The organism is Plantactinospora mayteni (assembly GCF_016862935.1).
Taxonomy (GTDB): Bacteria; Actinomycetota; Actinomycetes; order Mycobacteriales; family Micromonosporaceae; genus Plantactinospora; species Plantactinospora mayteni.
In genome coordinates, this window is record NZ_BONX01000052.1 from 87,336 (window position 1) to 104,137 (window position 16,802).

Annotated in this window: 13 protein-coding genes; 2 read left to right on the forward strand and 11 right to left on the reverse strand. The window is 69.5% G+C overall.

Annotation, left to right across the window (positions count from 1 at the left end):
• Positions 1-84: 84 nt before the first annotated feature.
• From Pma05_RS34065 to Pma05_RS34110, 10 genes are all read right to left on the reverse strand, one after another.
• Complete coding sequence (locus Pma05_RS34065) at positions 85-795, reverse strand: SDR family NAD(P)-dependent oxidoreductase (protein ID WP_203861635.1); 711 nt, start codon at positions 793-795, stop codon at positions 85-87.
• Positions 796-1,029: 234 nt separating this feature from the next.
• Positions 1,030-2,793: a CE1 family esterase gene (locus Pma05_RS34070; protein ID WP_203861636.1), complete on the reverse strand. Its 1,764-nt coding sequence runs from the start codon at positions 2,791-2,793 to the stop codon at positions 1,030-1,032.
• 386 nt (positions 2,794-3,179) lie between these two features.
• The gene (locus tag Pma05_RS34075; protein WP_203861637.1) at positions 3,180-4,424 is read right to left on the reverse strand and encodes a sialidase family protein; all 1,245 of its coding nucleotides are present in this window, start codon (positions 4,422-4,424) and stop codon (positions 3,180-3,182) included.
• Between the two features lie 23 nt (positions 4,425-4,447).
• Positions 4,448-5,224: an HpcH/HpaI aldolase family protein gene (locus Pma05_RS34080; RefSeq protein WP_203861638.1), complete on the reverse strand. Its 777-nt coding sequence runs from the start codon at positions 5,222-5,224 to the stop codon at positions 4,448-4,450.
• A gap of 13 nt (positions 5,225-5,237) precedes the next feature.
• Positions 5,238-6,272: an aldo/keto reductase gene (locus Pma05_RS34085; protein ID WP_203861639.1), complete on the reverse strand. Its 1,035-nt coding sequence runs from the start codon at positions 6,270-6,272 to the stop codon at positions 5,238-5,240.
• Complete coding sequence (locus Pma05_RS34090; protein ID WP_203861640.1) at positions 6,269-7,144, reverse strand: ATP-binding cassette domain-containing protein; 876 nt, start codon at positions 7,142-7,144, stop codon at positions 6,269-6,271. The genes Pma05_RS34085 and Pma05_RS34090 overlap by 4 nt, the downstream gene beginning before the upstream one ends.
• A complete protein-coding gene (locus tag Pma05_RS34095; RefSeq protein WP_203861641.1) occupies positions 7,141-8,103 on the reverse strand; it encodes an ABC transporter ATP-binding protein in 963 nt (320 codons plus the stop codon). Before Pma05_RS34095 ends, Pma05_RS34090 begins: the two co-directional genes overlap by 4 nt.
• Positions 8,100-9,032 (reverse strand): ABC transporter permease, encoded by a 933-nt coding sequence (locus Pma05_RS34100; protein WP_203861642.1) that lies wholly within the window; start codon positions 9,030-9,032, stop codon positions 8,100-8,102. Before Pma05_RS34100 ends, Pma05_RS34095 begins: the two co-directional genes overlap by 4 nt.
• A complete protein-coding gene (locus tag Pma05_RS34105; protein WP_203861643.1) occupies positions 9,029-9,964 on the reverse strand; it encodes an ABC transporter permease in 936 nt (311 codons plus the stop codon). The genes Pma05_RS34100 and Pma05_RS34105 overlap by 4 nt, the downstream gene beginning before the upstream one ends.
• Before the next feature lie 2 nt (positions 9,965-9,966).
• Positions 9,967-11,532, reverse strand: coding sequence for an ABC transporter substrate-binding protein (locus Pma05_RS34110; RefSeq protein WP_203861644.1), 1,566 nt, complete (start codon positions 11,530-11,532; stop codon positions 9,967-9,969).
• A gap of 279 nt (positions 11,533-11,811) precedes the next feature.
• Between Pma05_RS34110 and pdxA the strand changes: the two genes are divergently transcribed.
• Together pdxA and Pma05_RS34120 are read left to right on the forward strand one after the other, a co-directional pair.
• Positions 11,812-14,163 (forward strand): 4-hydroxythreonine-4-phosphate dehydrogenase PdxA, encoded by a 2,352-nt coding sequence (pdxA, locus tag Pma05_RS34115; RefSeq protein WP_203861645.1) that lies wholly within the window; start codon positions 11,812-11,814, stop codon positions 14,161-14,163.
• Between the two features lie 33 nt (positions 14,164-14,196).
• The gene (locus Pma05_RS34120; RefSeq protein WP_203861646.1) at positions 14,197-14,991 is read left to right on the forward strand and encodes a DeoR/GlpR family DNA-binding transcription regulator; all 795 of its coding nucleotides are present in this window, start codon (positions 14,197-14,199) and stop codon (positions 14,989-14,991) included.
• A 406-nt stretch (positions 14,992-15,397) separates the two neighbouring features.
• Here the strand turns inward: Pma05_RS34120 and Pma05_RS34125 are convergent, their stop codons facing one another.
• Entirely contained in the window at positions 15,398-16,801 is a 1,404-nt protein-coding gene (locus Pma05_RS34125) for a zinc ribbon domain-containing protein (RefSeq protein ID WP_203861647.1), read from the reverse strand.
• Position 16,802 lies beyond the last annotated feature (1 nt).

Sequence of the window (16,802 nt, forward strand, 5' to 3'; positions counted from 1 at the left end):
AGAGTGCAGGCGAATGCACAGGATCAAGTATGCGCCCAGTGGTGATCGCGGATGGTCCCCCCGTCTACCGGACCATCGTCGCCGTCAGTCCGGCAACCAGGACAACGAGGCACCGCCGCAGATCACGAGATGCTGGCCAGTTATCGCGCCGGCGTCAGGGCCGAGGAGGAACGTGACCAGGCCCGCGACCTCCTCCGGACGGATCAGTCGGCCCAGTGGAGGTACTTTGGGCGGCGTACCGGACCGGGCGGGATCGTTCAGCATCGGGCTGTCAGTGGGGCCCGGCGCGACGACGTTCACGGTGATCCCGCGAGGCAGCAGCTCCATGGCCCACGACCGGGACAGCCCGACGAGCGCGGCCTTGGTGGCCGCGTAATGGCTCTTACCGGCAGCCCCTTCCCTGGTCCGGCTACCGATTAGGACCACCCGGCCGCCGGGCACGAGTTGCCCGCTGAGCGCGTTGACGAGGTGACTGGCGGCGGCGACGTTCACCTGCCACATCGCGGCGGCGTCGGCCGGGTCCAAGGCACCGAGCCTAGCGGTACGTTGCAGACCGGCGGAGTGGACGATGGCGTTGACGCCGCCGCTCACAGTTGTCAGGGTCTGGCCAAGCGCATCGAGGTCGGTCAGGTCGACGCGCAGCCAGGACCATCTGGGGTTGGCTGACCCGCCGGTTTCAGCAGAGTGGCGCACCGTGCTGGGCGGCGGCCTTCGGGAGATTCCGGTGACCCGCCAACCCTCGGTCAACAGCCGGCGTACCACGGCGAGGCCGATTCCCGAGCTCGCCCCCGTCACTACCGCGTGCTTGCCGGCTGAGGTGCCGGGACTTCTGGTCGCCTGGGCGGGCTGCCCGAGGGTCGAGCCCGGACCACTAGCGCCGAAAGCTGCATTCGTCATCAAATCGCCTTCCGGCATGAATCCTGAGATCGGGCTCCAGCCGAGCAGTCGGGCCGGTGGGTGGCCCCGAGGAGCGTGCTCCCCGGGGCCGCCCCCAGCACCAGCACATGACGTGTCTGCCCGGCTCGACCCCTACGGACCTACGTAGACGTTGTTTCCCTCCGCGTCCTTCTGCCACAGCTCGTACCAGTCCCAGATGAGCTCCATTTCCTCTGGAATGATGCTGTGACCACGGCCCTTTGTAACGGTGTAACGCACGACGTTCACCCCGTCCTCGTTGTTCCATTTTGAGGTGACGAAGCGACCGGACATTTCCTCCGAAGCTGCGGTGGTCGGGGTTCCGAGCGCATCATTCCGGTTGATCCAGTAGCTGATCATGCCGCCCACCGGCGGCGTCGACGGCTGGTAGGGCCAGAAGTCGAACTCCCCCATTGCCATGTAGTACGGTAGCGTTTCGCCGTCGTAGTTCGTCGATGTGGATGGGAACGACGTCGCGCCGACCGCAGTGAAGTTCTGCGAAAGCGCGAGGTTCCTGCCGACCGCCTGGGACATCGCGGCGCCGTTGGACTGTCCACCGATGTAGACGCGGCTCTCATCGACGTTGTAGTTCGTCTTCAGCTCGTCCAGCAGCAGCCCGAAGAACGTGTGGTCGCTGCTGGTCGGAGCCGTAGCCCACGACGTCGCCCTCCCGTTGTTGGTCGAGGTCGGATGCACCAGGATGAAGCCTTCCCGGTCGGCGACCTCCCACCAGCGCGAGTAGTCGAACATCATGTACATCGTCATGCCGGAGCCGTGCAGAGAGAACACGAGCGGCACGTCCTTGCCGCGCGCCGCGGCGACCTTGGCCTTGTGCGGCACGTAGACCAGGTACTCGCGAAGCCGTCCGTCGACCACCATCGTCTGGTAAGTGACGCCGAGCTCGTCGAGGTCCTGACGCGACCCGATGGTGTTGCCACCGACGTTGCCGCCGTAGCGGGTGTAGCTGGACAGGAAGTCATAGATCTTCTTGTCGAGTTGCCGCTCCTTCGGCTCGTTCTCGCGGATATTCTTCTTCTCCAGCACGCCCACCGCGACCCGGGAGGTCTCAGCGACGTAGCCGTACAGCATGTTCGGCTTCTGCTCGAAGATCTTCCCGCCTTCGAACCCGGTGCCCTTCGAACTGGTCTGGTTGGCGTCCTTCCAGTAGTCGATGACGTCGTCCGACGCCTGGGACTGCCGGGAGTTGATGATCCAGACCGGCACGGGCACGTCGGCACTGGCGACCAGGTCGCCGTTCCAGTCCGGCGTGGGGTAGAAGTTGCTGTTCATCGAGGCCAGGTACTGCGTATCGATGTCACTGGCGTCGACGAACGCAGCCGCGGCAACCAGGATGGGGTCGTCCATGACGAGCTTCTGCAGGACCGACCCGGCGGTGTCGTAGCCGACCACGTAGTAGCTCTCCGACGGTTGGTACCAGTCACCGCGTCCGTCGACCCCGTTCGCGCCGATGTTGGTGTAGGCGGTCTCGATGTAGGACTGCTCCTCAGCGGCCGTCCCCCACTCACCGGACGCGCCCGGCTCGAGCACGTAGAGGACCAGCTTCTCCTTGTCCGCACGTTCGATCCAGCCGCTCTTCGCCAGCCAGCTCACGGTCTCTTCACCCTCAGGTGTATTCAGGACCACGATGTAGCTGCCCAGGTAGGCGTCCTTCGAGGCATAGATCTTCGCTGTACGACCTCCGGTCCCCGCCACCGTCCGCTCGAACAGACCGCTGACTCCCATCCTGATGCCTCTCATGGGGTCGTACGCCGGAACCGTCGTCTCGAGCGTTCGCACCTCAGGCGGTTCCGGCTGCGCCGGCGGGCCGGCGTGCGCTATCCCAGGGGTCAGCACGGCGGTGGCCAGCAGCACAGACATGACAGCCTTTCGCATTGTCATCCTCCAATCTTCGACGTGTCGCGTAGGCAGAATTGATCCTGTCCCAGCCTTCTTCATACGCACTCGTGGCGAATCGGCAGATCGATGCCAGGCAGGAACCCGTGGAATCGCGGGCGCGCATCTGTCAATTCGTCGAATTGTTCGCTGAGTGGCGAGTGTCGAGGATCAACTGGGTTGAGTGGGTGTTCGAAAAGGTCATGGCCCACCGTGCCGCCCCCTGGTGAGGGCGCGTTATCGGACGCCGTCTGGGTCTCGGCCCGCTACGGGTGGCCTTCTCGAACACCTTCTAGGGTCGCGGGGTTACCGCGTGGCCGATGGTCTGGGCGGGGGTGTCGCCCTGAGCCGGTTCGGGCCCTCGGCGCCGGTCACCGAGGTGCCCAGCCGATCTGATCTGCTCGCAGCCGGACGTGTTTGATCGCCTGTCGGTAATAGGTGAACGCAACGTGCAGATCCCCGTCCGCTGTCTGCTGCACGGACGGATAGGAGTACTCGCGGTTGAGGCCGTCCCGGGAGTTGTTCGTCAGGCAGTAGCCGTCGCCGACCTCCAGGTCCCGGCGTACCGGCCAGGTGGCTCCGTCGTCGGTGGAGAAGGTGAGGGACAGGGGCGCGCGAGGCGCTCCCCAGAAGGCGGTCGGGTCCCCCGGCACCTGCGGCGGCCCGGCGACTGTCGGCTGCCGTTCGCCGACGGTGTGGCCGGGCGGCTCCGCGAGTCCGTCGTCGTCGATCTCGTCGTAGAGGGAGACCCGCCGGTCGGTCGCGTTGGCGGCGCTGCTGTGGTTGTAGACGAGTGCCAGCCGGCCGCCGGCCAGCCGGACGTACTGGATCGACGAGTTGTTGTTCGGCAACCCGGTCGGGGTCGGTGCCGACCAGGTCTCGCCCCCGTCGTCGGAGCGGCTGGCGTAGACGAAGTCCGCCCAGCGGCTGCGGAACAGCGCCCGCAGGGAGCCGTCGTCGGCCGGTTGGATGTTCATGTGTACGCATCCGGTGCTGTGCGGCACCGGGATGTCCCGCCAGCTGCGCCCCTGGTCGTCGGAGATCATGACCGAGCTGGTGTCGTGGTCGCCGACCCACTTGCGGCCAGGCGTACGAACACAGTGGAACACCGGCAACAGCCAACGTCCGGAGTCGAGCACCAGGATCGGCTGGCGGACGAATACTCCGCCCTCATCGGTGGCTGGGAACAGCGTCCGGGTGGGAGACCAGGTGTGGCCGTCGTCGGTCGAGACCCGGTAGCGGATCTCGGAGGTGTCCTGGTTGCCCGCGAGCTGAGCGGTGTGGAGCAGCCACAGGTCTCCGGTCGGTGCGGGGAACAGGACGGGATTCTGCTCGGAGCGGGTCGGGTCGTCGGAGAGCTGTACCGGCGTGGACCAGGTGTCGGAGCCGGCGGTCAACCGGGACATCCAGATCGAGATGTCGGCCACCCCTTCCTGTGTACCGCCGAACCAGACGCAGCCGAGGTCCCCGTTGGCCAGCGGCATCAGGTTGGCGGAGTGGTTCTGCACGGCGGGGACGGGCAGGAAGGCATCGGCCCGGCCGGGTTGGTCGGTCCGGTCCCGGAGCACGCCATCGGTGCGCAACCGGTCGGGTGTGGTGGAAAGGGGTGTGGCCACGGACGTCTCCTTGGGTGCCGGTGTCACGGGTGCGGGCGGCTGGCACGGACGGTGCCGAGGTGGGCGCGTGCGGCCTGTTCCAGGTGCACCAGATCGGAGGAGACGCTGGCGAAGGTGTACCCCTCGGCGAGCCGCTTGGCGGCGTTCTCCCCGTCCGGAGTGTGTATCCCGGCGGCCACCCCCGCGTCGGCGGCGGCCTCCCGGATCCGTACCAGAGCCGCCTCGAACACCTCGGCCACGGCGGGATCGTTCGGGTACGCCCCACCCACGGCGAGGCAGAGATCGGATGGCCCGACATAGACCCCGTCCAGACCGCGGGTACGGCAGATCTCCTCGACGTTCTCCAGACCGGCCGGCGTCTCGATCATCGCGAGGACCAGGGTGGTGGCGTCGGCCTCGGCCGGCTTCGGTCCGATCCTCAGGGCCGAACGCATCGGTCCGTAGGAGCGCCGGCCGGCGGGCGGGTAGCGGGTGGCGGCGACCGCCTCGGCCGCCTGCTCGGCGGAGTCGACGAGCGGGACGATCACGCCGGTGGCGCCCGCGTCGAGCGCCCGACCGATCGGGGCCGGATCGTTGGCCTCGACCCGGACCAGCCCGACCGAGGTGCCGCCCGCGTCGATCGCGGTCAGCCCGGCGAGGAGTCCGGAGTAGCCGAGCAGCCCGTGCTGGCCGTCCAGGCAGACGTAGTCGTACCCGATGCGGGCGATCCGCTCGGTGGCGACCGGCGAGTCGAGGGTCACCCAGTAGCCGACGACCTGTTCCCGGGCCCTGATCCGGGTAGCGAACTCGAGGGGGTTCATCACAACTCCAAACTCACCGGTTGTACGCGGGCATCGGGCCACGGAGGCGGGTGCCGACGGCGTCGCAGGCGTCGATCACATCGCTGGGCAGCGGGCCGGCCTGGGCCGCGGCGAGGTTGGCGCTCAACTGCTCCTCGTTGGAGGCGCCGAGCAGCAGCGCGTCCACTCCGTCCCGCCCGAGCAGCCAGCGCAGGGACAGTTCCACCAGACCGATGCCCGACTCCCCGGCGACCCGGGCGAGCGCGGTGACCGCCTCGAAGAGCTGCGGGTCCCAGTAGCGCTGCCGGTACATGCCGGCGAGCCGAGAGTCGCCGAACCGGCCGCTGCTCGGCTCCTCGCCGAGGTGGTGCCGCCCGGTGAGGAGGCCACCGGCGAGCGGGTTGTAGACCATGGTCAGCAGCCCGCCGATGGGCGCGAACTCCAGGTACTCCTCCTCGACCCGGCGGGCGACGAGGTTGTAGAGCTGCTGGGCGACGACCGGGCGAGGCGCCCCCACCGCCTCGGCGGCGTGGTTGACTTCCGCGATCTGCCAGGCGGCGAAGTTGGACACTCCGAGCGCCCGGATCTTTCCCTCGGTGACCAGGTCCGCGACGGCACCGAGCGTCTCCCGGATCGGGGTACGCCGGTCCGGCTGGTGCAGGTAGAACAGGTCGACGTGGTCCACCTTCAACCGCCGGAGGCTGCCGTCGAGACTGGCCCGCAGGCCGGGCGCGGAGAGCGGGGCGTGGTCACCGTGGTCGGGGTGGGGCATGCCGGCCTTGGTGGCCAGCACGATCCGGTCCCGTCGGCCGGGGAGCAGGTCACCGAGGAGATCCTCGGTGACGCCTGTGGCGTAGGCGTTGGCGGTGTCCACCCCGGTCATCCCGGCGTCCAGAGCCAGGTCCAGCAGCCGAGCCGCGCCCGTGGCGTCCACGGTGTCGCCGAAGGTCATGGTGCCCAGCACGAGCCGGGACAGCGGTACGTCGACGCCGGGCAGCCGCGCCGACGGCGCACTCGTGGTGTCGGGCGGGCTCGTCGGCTGGTCGGCCCGTGGGGGAAGACTCGTCATCGGGCTGCTTCCTGGGCTGTCTCCGGACGGGCGTCGCCGGCCGTCGCCTCCGGTGGTCGCGTGCCGGCCCGGACCATGGCCCGGGGCTTTCGCCCGCGCATGGTGGTCGGATCGAGGGCGGCCCGCCGCAACGCCCGCGTCACCTGCGCACGCGGGGAGGTGAGGACGTCGGTGGTGGCGCCGCTCTCGACGACCTTTCCCTCGCTCATCACGACGATGTTCCGGCTGAGCTGCCGGACCACGCCGAGGTTGTGCGAGATGATCATGTACGCCAGATGTGTCTCCGCCTGGATCTGCCGCAGCAACTCCAGCACCTGCGCCTGCACCGAGACGTCCAGAGCGCTGGTCGCCTCATCGCACACCAGCAGCTCGGGTCGGCTCGCCAGCGCACGGGCAATGCCGATCCGCTGCCGCTGCCCGCCGGAGAACTCGGCCGGTCGGCGGTGCAACGCGCTGCTCGGCAGACCGACCAGATCGATCAGCCGGGCGGCCTCCGCCGCCCGTCCGTTCCGGGAGCGCACGCCGCGCAGCCGCAGTGGCTCGGCGACGATGTCCTGCGCGGACAGGTGCGGGTCGAGCGAGCCGTACGGGTCCTGGAAAACCATCTGGATTCTGGACCGGAGTGGTCGGAGCTGCCGTTCGTTGAGCCGGGCGATGTCCGTACCGTCGACCAGGATGCGTCCGGCGGTGGGGGTGAGCAGTCGCACGATGGAGCGGGCGACGGTGGACTTGCCACAGCCGGACTCGCCGACGATGCCGAGCGTTTCGCCGCGCGCGACGGTGAAGCTGACGTTGTCGACCGCCCGGAAGGTGCCGTGCGGTACGGGATAGTCGACCACCAGCCCGTCGACTTCGAGGAATGGACGGGTCATCGGGTTTCTCCCGTCTCGGCCGACGCCGTCGCCGATCTCCCGGCCGGCGCTGCGGCACCGGCATCCGGATCCTCGTCCCAGCTGCCCAGCGTGGGCACCGCCGCCAGCAGGGCGCGGGTGTAGTCGTCCCGTGGTTCGCCCACGACCTGCTCCACCTCACCCGACTCGACGAACCGACCGTCCCGCATGACGTACACGCGGTCCGAGACGAGCCGGGCCACGCCGAGATCATGGGTGATCATGAGGATGCCGACGCCGCTGTTCTCCTGTAGATCCAGCAGCAGGTCGAGGATTCCGGCCTGGACGGTCACGTCCAGGGCCGAGGTGGGCTCGTCGGCCACCAACAGGACGGGCTCGCCGGCCAGCGCGATGGCGATGATCACCCGTTGCAGCATGCCGCCGGAGAGTTGGTACGGATAGCTGGACAGTTGCCGCCGGGGGTGGGGAATGCGTACCTGTTCCAGCAGGTGAACGGCTCGGTCGGTGGCCGCGGCCCGGGACAGCTCGGGGCGCCGCAGCCGGACCGCCTCGACGAGTTGCCGGCCGATGGTGTGCACCGGGCTGAGCGCGGTCATCGGGTCCTGCGGGATGAGTGAGACCGTCCGGCCCCGGATCTTCTCGATGGCTCGGGGCTCGGCGATCACGTCGACACCCTGGAACTGGACGGTGCCGGAGATGACGGCGAGGCCGGGTGGAAGCAGGCGCAGGATGCCCATCGCCGTGGTGGACTTGCCCGATCCGGACTCGCCGATGATGGTCACCGTCTCGCCCCGGTGGATGGTGAAGGTGATGCCGTCGACGGTACGGATCACGCCCGCCTCGGTGATGAGTTCGATCTGCAGGTCCGCCACCGTGAGCAAGGGCGTACCCGTTGCGCCGGTGGCGGTGGGTTGCCCGGCGGCGTTGGTTGTTCCGCTGTCGCCTCCGGCGGTTGCCGCGGCGATCTTGGTGGCCGTCATGTGTCACTTCCCTTCCGGCGGCGTACCCGGTCGCGCAACCCGTCGCCGAACAGGTTCACCCCGACCACCAGGATGGCGATCACCAGTCCGGGCATGGTCACCAGCCACCACGACGTGGTGACGAAGTCCTGGCCGTCGGAGATGATCCGGCCCCAGGTCGCGAACGGCCGCTGCGGACCGGCGCCGAGATAGCTCAGCGCGCTCTCCAGCAGTACCGCCTGGGCCAGCAGCAGCAGGACCACCACGGTGGCCCGCTTGATGACGTTCGGCAGGACGTGCCGGACCAGGATGGCGATCCGGTGCAGGCCGAGCACCCGGGCCGCGGCAACGTACGGCTTCTCCCGCTCGACCAGCACGAGCGAGCGGGTCAGCCGGGCGACCTCGGGCCACTGGGCGACCGCGATAACGAAGGTGATCACCGGAATCGACGAGCCGAAGAGGGCCACCACCAGCAGCAGCATCATCAGCAGCGGCAGGGAGAGCTGGGCTTCGAGCAGCCGGGACACGGCCGAGTCGACCCAGCCGCCGAGGAAGCCGGCCGCCGATCCGGCGACGATCCCGATGATTCCCGAGACGACGACGGCGAGCACGCCGACGGTGAGGGAGACCTGACCGCCGTGCAGGATCCGGGAGAGCAGGTCGCGGCCGAGCTGGTCGGTGCCGAGTAGATGCCCGCCGGTGAGCGGCGGCAGCAGCCGGGCAGTGAGTTGCTGCTGGTCCGGTCCAGGGAGCGGCAGGACGTTGGCCAGCGCCACTGGCAGGATCACCAGGAGCGCGCAGGTCGCGCCGATCCACATCTTCGCGTGCGCGCTGCGCCGCTGCCGGGTCGCGGTGGCCCGGCTCAACTGCTTCGCGGTCACCATGCTGGGCCGGTCGGCCGCCAGCGCCGCTGTGGCGGAGGAGGTGGAGGTCGCGGTGTCGGTGCTCACGAGGTGGCCCCCTTCCCGAGTCGGACCCGCGGATCGAGCAGCGGATAGGCCAGGTCGACGAGGAGTTGGACGAGAACCGCCAGGGCGGCGGTGACCAGCACCGTCGCGGTGATCAACGGATAGTCGCGGGTTTCCAGCGCCCGTACCACGAGGGAGCCGACCCCGGGCCAGCCGAAGACGACCTCCACGACGACGACGCCGTTGAGCATGGCCGCGAACCGGGTGCCCAGCGCGGTCAGCACCGGGATGGCCGAGTTGCGCATCGCGTACCGCCAGGTGAGCGCACCGTTCGACAGGCCGCGCGCACGGGCGACAACCAGATAGGGTGCGTTCAGGTTGGCCACCATGTCGCGACGGACCATGCGGGAGATGAGCGCGATCTGCAGGATCGCCACCGTGACCGTGGGCAGCACCAGCCCGTCCCAGCCGGCGAAGCCGGCGGCCGGCAACACCGGGATCAGCACCGCGAAGATCGTGAGCAGCATGATGCCGCTCCAGAAGTCCGGCATGGACTGGGCGGCGATGGTGACGACGTTGGCGCCGAACTCGCGGGCGGTGTCGGCGTTGCGGGCCATCCACACGCCGAGGGGTACGGCGATGACCGTGGTGAGCAGGATCGACGTGACCGCCAGGGTGATGGTGTACGGCAGGCGGCTGAGCACCACGTCCAGGGCCGAGCTCTGGAACGAGAAGGAGGTCCCCAGGTCACCGGTGAACAGGTGCTTGATGAAGATCCAGTACTGGTTGATCAGCGGCTTGTCCAGCCCGAACTGGGCGCGGACCCGGTCGAGCTCCGCCGCGGTGGCCACCGGGCTGGACAGGGCTGCGGCGGGGTCGCCGGGCGCCAGGCGGATCAGGAAGAAGACCCCGGAGACCGTCAGGAACACGGTCAGGGCACTCTGCGTGATCCGCCTGGCGAGATACCGGAACACGGTCAGGCCCCCAGCCGCACGTTCAGGACGTCGTAGTTGTTGGCCGGGGTGAGGGCGATCCCCTCGACCTGGCTGCGACGGGCGGTGACGGCCTTCGGAACGAACGCCCACAGACACGGCCACGTGTCCCAGATGGCCTTCTGCGCGTCGGCCAGCAGCTTGTCACGGGCGGTCCGGTCCACTTCGGACTGCGCCTTCACCACCAGATCCGTGATCGCGGGATAGACGTAACCGTGATACGTGTCGCGGGTGGCCTCCTTCGCGGCGGTGCCCGCGTACATGCCCTGCATCATGGTGGACGCGAGCCCGGTCGGGCTGGGGAAGCCATTGCCCAGGATGTCCCAGTCGCCGGCCCGGCCCTGCCGCCACTTCAGGATGTCGCCGCCCGGCTCGAACTGCTGCAACGTGGCCTTGACGCCGACGTCACCGAGCATCTGGGCGACCGCCTCCATGACCGAGGCGTCGTTGGCGAACTCGCCGCTCTCCCAGATGATCTTTACTTCAAGGTTCTTCACCCCGAGGCTGTCGAGCATCTGCTTCGCCTTGGTCGGGTCGTAGACGTACTCGCCGGTCTTCACCGCACCGGCGAGGGTCAGCGGGACCGGACCCGCCGCGGCCGTGACCACGCCACCGAGGACGTTGTCGATCAGTGCCGGACCGTTGATCGCGTGCGACAGAGCCTGCCGAACCTGCGGGTTGGCCAGCGGGTGCGACCTGGGCTTCCGGAAGTTGTAGAAGAGCTGGTTGAGCCGGGTGCCGTCGACCGTCTCCACCTTGATGTCGGACAGACCGGCGAGTTGCTTCACGGCATCCGGTGAGACCGAGTCGATCACGTCGACCTGGCCGCTGCGCAGGGCGACCACCCTGCTGGATTCCTCCGGCATGAACCGGACCTCGATGGTGTCGATCTTCGCGGCGATGCCCCAGTACTTGGGGTTTCTCTTGAGGGTGTACTCGCCGGTGCCCCGGTTGGCCGCCGTGACGACGTACGGGCCGGAGCCGACCCCGTCCTGGAGTTCCTGCGGCTGGTTCGCCCCGGCCGGCGTGATGAGGATGTTCGCCATCACGTAGTCCAGCGTGGGGAACGGGCTCTCGGTCTCGAGGGTGAAGGTCTTGTCGTCGACCGGCACCACCTTCGGCCACTCGGGGAAGAACGAGGCCAGGAACGAGCCGTTGACCTGCTGGTACATCGTCAGCGCGGTCACCACGTCGTCGATCTTGACGGGGGTGCCGTCGGAGTAGGCGAGGTTGTCCCGCAGCTTGACGGTCCACTGGGTGGGGGCGGTCAGCTCGAACTTCTCGGCAAGGACGAGCTGCGGGGTGAGCTTCTCGTCGATGCGGGTGAGGGCCTGCCGGACAGCTCGCTGGACGGTCACCGCGGCGTCGAACTGGTTCAGCTTGTTGTCGAGGCTCACGAGGGAGCGGTTCAGGGCCAGGGTGAGGGTGCCGCCAGCGGCACCACCGGCGCCACCGGCCCCGGTCGGGCTCGAGCAGGCGGTCAGGGTGCCGCCGAACGCGGCCAGGCCGCCGGCAAGCGCGATCCCGCGGAGCAGGGAACGGCGTGACAACTCGGGCGGAGGTGTATGGATGCTCATCGTAAGCCCTCGATTTCTCTACACGCATCGGCATCGCGGCGGATGACTTAGATGTGTCAGCCGGGTTAAGGGGCCTGTTAGGCCGCTCACTCTGACACGTCTGCGCGGCGCACGCAATAGATCTAGCGCAAGTCGCGCAGGTATGCGATTCTGGGGCGGCTCGGCACCGTGTCCGCCGGTCGGCAGGCACTCTCGACGCCGCCCTGCGGGGGTCGAGGCCAGAAACGCTGGACATCGGCTTATGGAGGTCTTATGGAGGGGCCGAACGACGACCGGCTGCTGGCCCTCGCCGATGACCTGACCGGCGCAGGCGAAGTTGCCGCCGCCCTCATGTTGCTCGAAACGCGCATCACGGTGCGTCTGCTGACCGACCCTGCGTCGGTTACGCCGGCATTGCCGACCGATGACGACGCCGGCTCCCCGCTCGGACCTCTGGTGGTGGACCTGGACTCCCGGCACCGACCCGCGGCAGACGTGACCAGCCTCGTCCGGGCGGCGCTCGTCCACCACCAGCCGCCCCTCGTCCTCGCGAAGGTCGACTCACTGCTGCGCGGTAGTCCGAGGGCGATCGTTCAGGCGTTGCGCGCGGACCGCGCTCCGGTTGTCGTCGCCACCGCGTTACCGTCCGCCGACCGCGTCGTGCTCGACGGCGTGGTACGGCTGTCCGGAGTGCCGCTGCACCAGACCGACGCCTGGCGGATGGAGCCCGGCGATGCGCCGGAATCGGTGCCGGCGGCCCTCGCCCCGGTGCCGACCCGGGTGGTCGGCCTCGACACCGTCCGGTCGCCCCGACTACCCGCCGTGCTGGGCTCGATCATCGACGCGAACGTGGTACCCGTCTGCGACGCCGAAACCGATACCGACCTCGACCGGGTCACCACCTCGGCGCTGACCCTGCCTTCGGTCCGCTTCGTCGGCTCAGCTGGGCTCGCCGCCGCCCTGGCCCGATCGCTCGCCCGGTTCGACCCCGACGGGCAGCCGGCCAAGCCGGTGCCCTCCGGCCGTTCGCACCCGGTGCTCGTCGTCGTCGGCACGGCCGAACCCGTGGCCGTCGAGCAAGCTCGCCGGCTGGTGGCCGCCGGACTCAGCCGGGTACGACTCGTCGCCGAAGCCCTCGACCACGACGACCAGCGGTCGGCCGCCGTGACCCGGATCCGTACCGCCCTCGACGCCGGGCAGGCCGTGGTGACCCTCGACCCGCCGGGCGACCGTCGCACCGCGACGCGTACCACCGCCCGGCGACTGGCGGAGGTCGTCGCCGAGGCGCTCCGCACCCGCCCGGCGGCGCGCTCACCGGTGGACCTGGTCCTGACCGGCGGCGAGACCGCCCGTCGGGTGCTCGACGCACTTGGCATCGACACGCTGACCCCGGTCGGCCTGGTGCACCCGGGTGCAGTCCACTGCGTCACCGAGGACGGCCGGGCCGTTGTCACCAGGGCGGGCAGCTTTGGAGACCCCGATTCCCTGCTCGACATCGTGCGATTCCTGCACCGCACCCCCATGCCGACCCGCCCGATCCCGGGTGGCGGCCAGACGAGAGGTACTGCCATGAGCACCGTCGCCCATTCCGCCAACCAGCGTCCGCTGGCCGACGAACCGGCCCCGTCGCCGGCGCCGATCATCGCGGTGACCATGGGCGACGGCGCGGGCGTCGGGCCCGAAGTTGTCGTCGGCGCCCTGGTGACCCCGGAGGTCGCCGGCCTGTGCCGCCCCGTCGTGATCGGCGACGCCGCCCGGCTGCGCGCCGCCGCCGCGATCCTGCGCGTGGAGGTGGACATCGCGCCCGTCGAGACGGTGGCCGACGCCGTGTTCGAGCCGGGGCGGATCAACGTCATCGACCTCGGACTGCTGCCGGCCGACCTGCCGTGGGGCAAGCTGTCGGCCGCCGCCGGCGAGGCTGCCTACCAGTACATCCGGGTCGCCGGAGACCTGGCGATGAAGGGCGAGGTGCAGGGCATCTGCACCGCCCCGCTGAACAAGGAGGCGCTGCACGCCGCAGGCCACATCTACCCCGGGCACACCGAACTGCTGGCGCACCTGACCGGCACCGACGAGGTGTCGATGATGCTCGCCACGCCCAAGGTAAGCGTGATCCACGTGACCACCCACCTCGGGTTGATCGACGCCGTACACAAGATCGAACCGGGTCTGGTGGAGCGTACGGTCCGCCGTGGGCACGAGGCGATGGTCCGCTCGGGCATCGCCAACCCACGGATCGGGGTCTGCGGGATCAACCCGCACGCGGGCGAGAACGGGCTGTTCGGGTACGGCGAGGAGGACGCGAAGATCGTCCCGGCGATCGCGGTGTTGCGGGCGGACGGCATCGACGCCCGTGGTCCGATCCCCGCGGATACGGCCTTCTTCGTCGCGGGGCGGGGTGACTACGATCTGATCGTGGCGATGTACCACGACCAGGGACACGGCCCGGTCAAGATTCTCGGTATCGAGGCCGGCGTCAACATCACCGTGGGGCTGCCCGTGATCCGCACCTCCGTTGATCACGGCACCGCGTTCGACATTGCCGGCAAGGGTGTCGCCGAGGTCGGCAGCATGATCGAAGCGCTACGCCAGGCGGCCCTGATGGCGCCTACTCCTGCCGCCTGACATGGTTGGGAACTTGACGACAAGGAGCCGGTGGTGACGGCGGCGCTGAACTCGCGAGCTCGACGCGACGAGATCGTACGACTGGCCATGACCACAGGTCTGGCCACTGTGGAGGAGCTGGCCGGCACGTTCGACGTGACGGCCTCGACGATCCGCCGCGACCTCGCCCTGCTGACCTCCGAGGGACGGCTGACCCGCACCCTGGGTGGAGCCATCGCCCCCAACGCACATCCCGAGGCGTCGTTACGGCAACGCACCGGCGAGGCATTCGAGGCGAAGCGGGGCATCGCCCGCTGGGCCGCGGCGCAGATTCGCCCCGGCGAGACCGTCCTGCTCGACGCCGGGTCGACCGTGGGTGCGCTCGCCCATGAGTTGCGCTCGGCAACCGCGCTGACCGTGGCGACCACCGGCCTCACGGCCCTTCAGGAACTCGCCGACGTGGACGCCGTGCACGTCGAATGCCTGGGCGGGACGCTACGGCATCTCAGCCAGGGATTCGTCGGCCCACTGGCCGAGGCGGCGCTGGAGAGGATGACCTTCGACCGCGCCTTCCTCGGCGCCGACGGGGTCACCCCCGACGGCGGGATCTGCGAAGCGGATCTGCAGCAGACCCGGCTCAAGGAGCTGATGGCGCGCCACGCCGACCAGGTCTACGTCCTCGCGCACGCGGGAAAGCTCCTCCGCCAGCCATTCCACGCCTGGGCTCCGCTGTCGCGCAAGTGGACCCTCGTCACCGACCACCAGGCGGATTCCGCCGTCATCGCGGCCTTCGCCGCCAACGGCGTCGAGGTGGTCATCGTCGATCCCGACGGACACCGCATCAACTGAGGTTCACCGGGTGCCATTACCGGGTCACAGTCACCATGCTGGGCGTATGTTACGCGGTGGCCATCGATGCCCTGCTGGATGATGGGCGGGGCCCGGCACGACCACACATTCGTCAGCGCAATCCTCGAACACCTCTGCCGCGGTGATGACGCGTTCTTCGCCGTGTGCGACCAGTTCGGCCCGCCCGCCTACACCGCCGACTTCGCCCGCTGCATGCTGCAGCTGGTCGACCCCACGCGGTTCGGGGGTGGCGGCACACATCCTGGGCGAACTCGACCTCGCCGGCCGAGCGCGACTGGTGACCGTCGACTCCGACCACATCGCCGACCGGTATCCAACGGCCCGACCAAACTCCGAGCTGCGCGACCGCTACGATCAGCGCGCCGAGTTCGTCCGATCGGGTCGGCTATCGTCCGGTTGGCTGGAACACCACCTTCCCGTCCTCGACGCGGGCCGTACCAGTCACCGCGAAACTGACGGAATCCCGGTACTGGGTCGGCGACAGGAAGCCGCGGGCCGTACCGGTCGCCTCGGCGGTCCCCCGCCGCGTGTTGGTCACCCGGACCTGCTTCCCGTCCCGGCTGAGCGCCACGGCGATGGTGGGGTACGTCTCGATCCGCCAGGAGACATCGGTGACCGTGTAGAACGTGTAGCTGGAGAACGGGCAACCGTCCGGCGAGAGCTCCGTGCTGGCGGCACACCTGTCGACGTACGCCTTGACCGCCTGCTCCACCTCGCCGCGCGCGGACTCCCTGACCGTCGTCGCCAGCGTGACCTCGGCGCCCCGGCCGCCTACCGCCGCGGTCACCGGCGCCGCCGCCAGCAGCGGCTGGTCGGGCAGGCTGACGGTGTAACTGCCGGGGAAGGCGCTCAGCCGGCCACCGCCGCCGCCCCCCGCGTCGGACCAGCCGACCGGCACGCCGTTGACCAGGACCTGTTCCGTGCCGTCAGCGGAGATCCGTAGCGTGGAGAGCGCGCCATCGGTGATCCGCCAGCGTGGGAAGAGTCCGGCGGTCCGCCCGGCCGGTTCCAGGACGAGAGTCGCCGTGAACCGCTCTCCGCCAGCGGTGTAGGCGACGGTGGCCACGGTGAGGTCGTCTCCGCCGTCCGCCGCTTCGTTCCCGGCCTCACGTTCGACGGTTTCGAGCTTCTCGACCCGCACCTCACCGGGCGGCTGGTAGCCGTCGGCCGTCAGGACAGCGTCGGTGAGCAGTGGGCTGGTGAGCGTGCCGTCGCCCGGCTCCCCGCTGTCTGGCTCCCCGTCGCCCCTCGGTGGCTCGGGCTCGGCTGGCTGGTCGCCGTTCGGCGGGTTCAGGGCGCGTAGGGCGGCGGCCGCGTCGCGGTCGGCCAGCGCGGTGAAGTACGCCTCGATCGTCGGCTCGGGCCCGAATGCCACCGACCGTACGACAGCCAGCGCCACCACCCCCGCGCAGAGCACCCCGACCACCGCCGCGATGGTGACGCGTAGCCCGCGCCGCCCCGGCCCCGGCGCCCGAAGCGGCAGGAAGGCCCGCTCGGGGTCGACCCCGGGATCCGCCAGTGGAACGGGTCCGCGTGCGGGATCCGCTGGCCGGCTCTGCCCGCCCGGGTCGCCGGCCGCCGGATCTGCGGCGTCTTCAGGATCTGCGTCGCCCTTCCGGTCGAGGTCCCGGCCGCAGTTTCCGCAGAAGCGGCTGGCCGGCGGGCTCTCGGCGGTGCAATCGGGGCAGGCACGGGTCGGATCGCCGACCGCGGCCCCACACCGCAGGCACCGCTGCTGTCCGGGCAGCAGCACGGTACGGCAGGCCGGGCAGGCATCCAGCGTCCTCAAC

Excerpts from the sequence above, each read along its gene's own strand:
- Pma05_RS34085 (WP_203861639.1), bottom strand. The coding sequence starts at position 6,272 with ATGACGAGTCTTCCCCCACGGGCCGACCAGCCGACGAGCCCGCCCGAC.
- pdxA (WP_203861645.1), top strand. The coding sequence starts at position 11,812 with ATGGAGGGGCCGAACGACGACCGGCTGCTGGCCCTCGCCGATGACCTG.
- Pma05_RS34070 (WP_203861636.1), bottom strand. The coding sequence starts at position 2,793 with ATGTCTGTGCTGCTGGCCACCGCCGTGCTGACCCCTGGGATAGCGCAC.
- Pma05_RS34080 (WP_203861638.1), bottom strand. The coding sequence starts at position 5,224 with ATGAACCCCCTCGAGTTCGCTACCCGGATCAGGGCCCGGGAACAGGTC.
- Pma05_RS34095 (WP_203861641.1), bottom strand. The coding sequence starts at position 8,103 with ATGACGGCCACCAAGATCGCCGCGGCAACCGCCGGAGGCGACAGCGGA.
- Pma05_RS34090 (WP_203861640.1), bottom strand. The coding sequence starts at position 7,144 with ATGACCCGTCCATTCCTCGAAGTCGACGGGCTGGTGGTCGACTATCCC.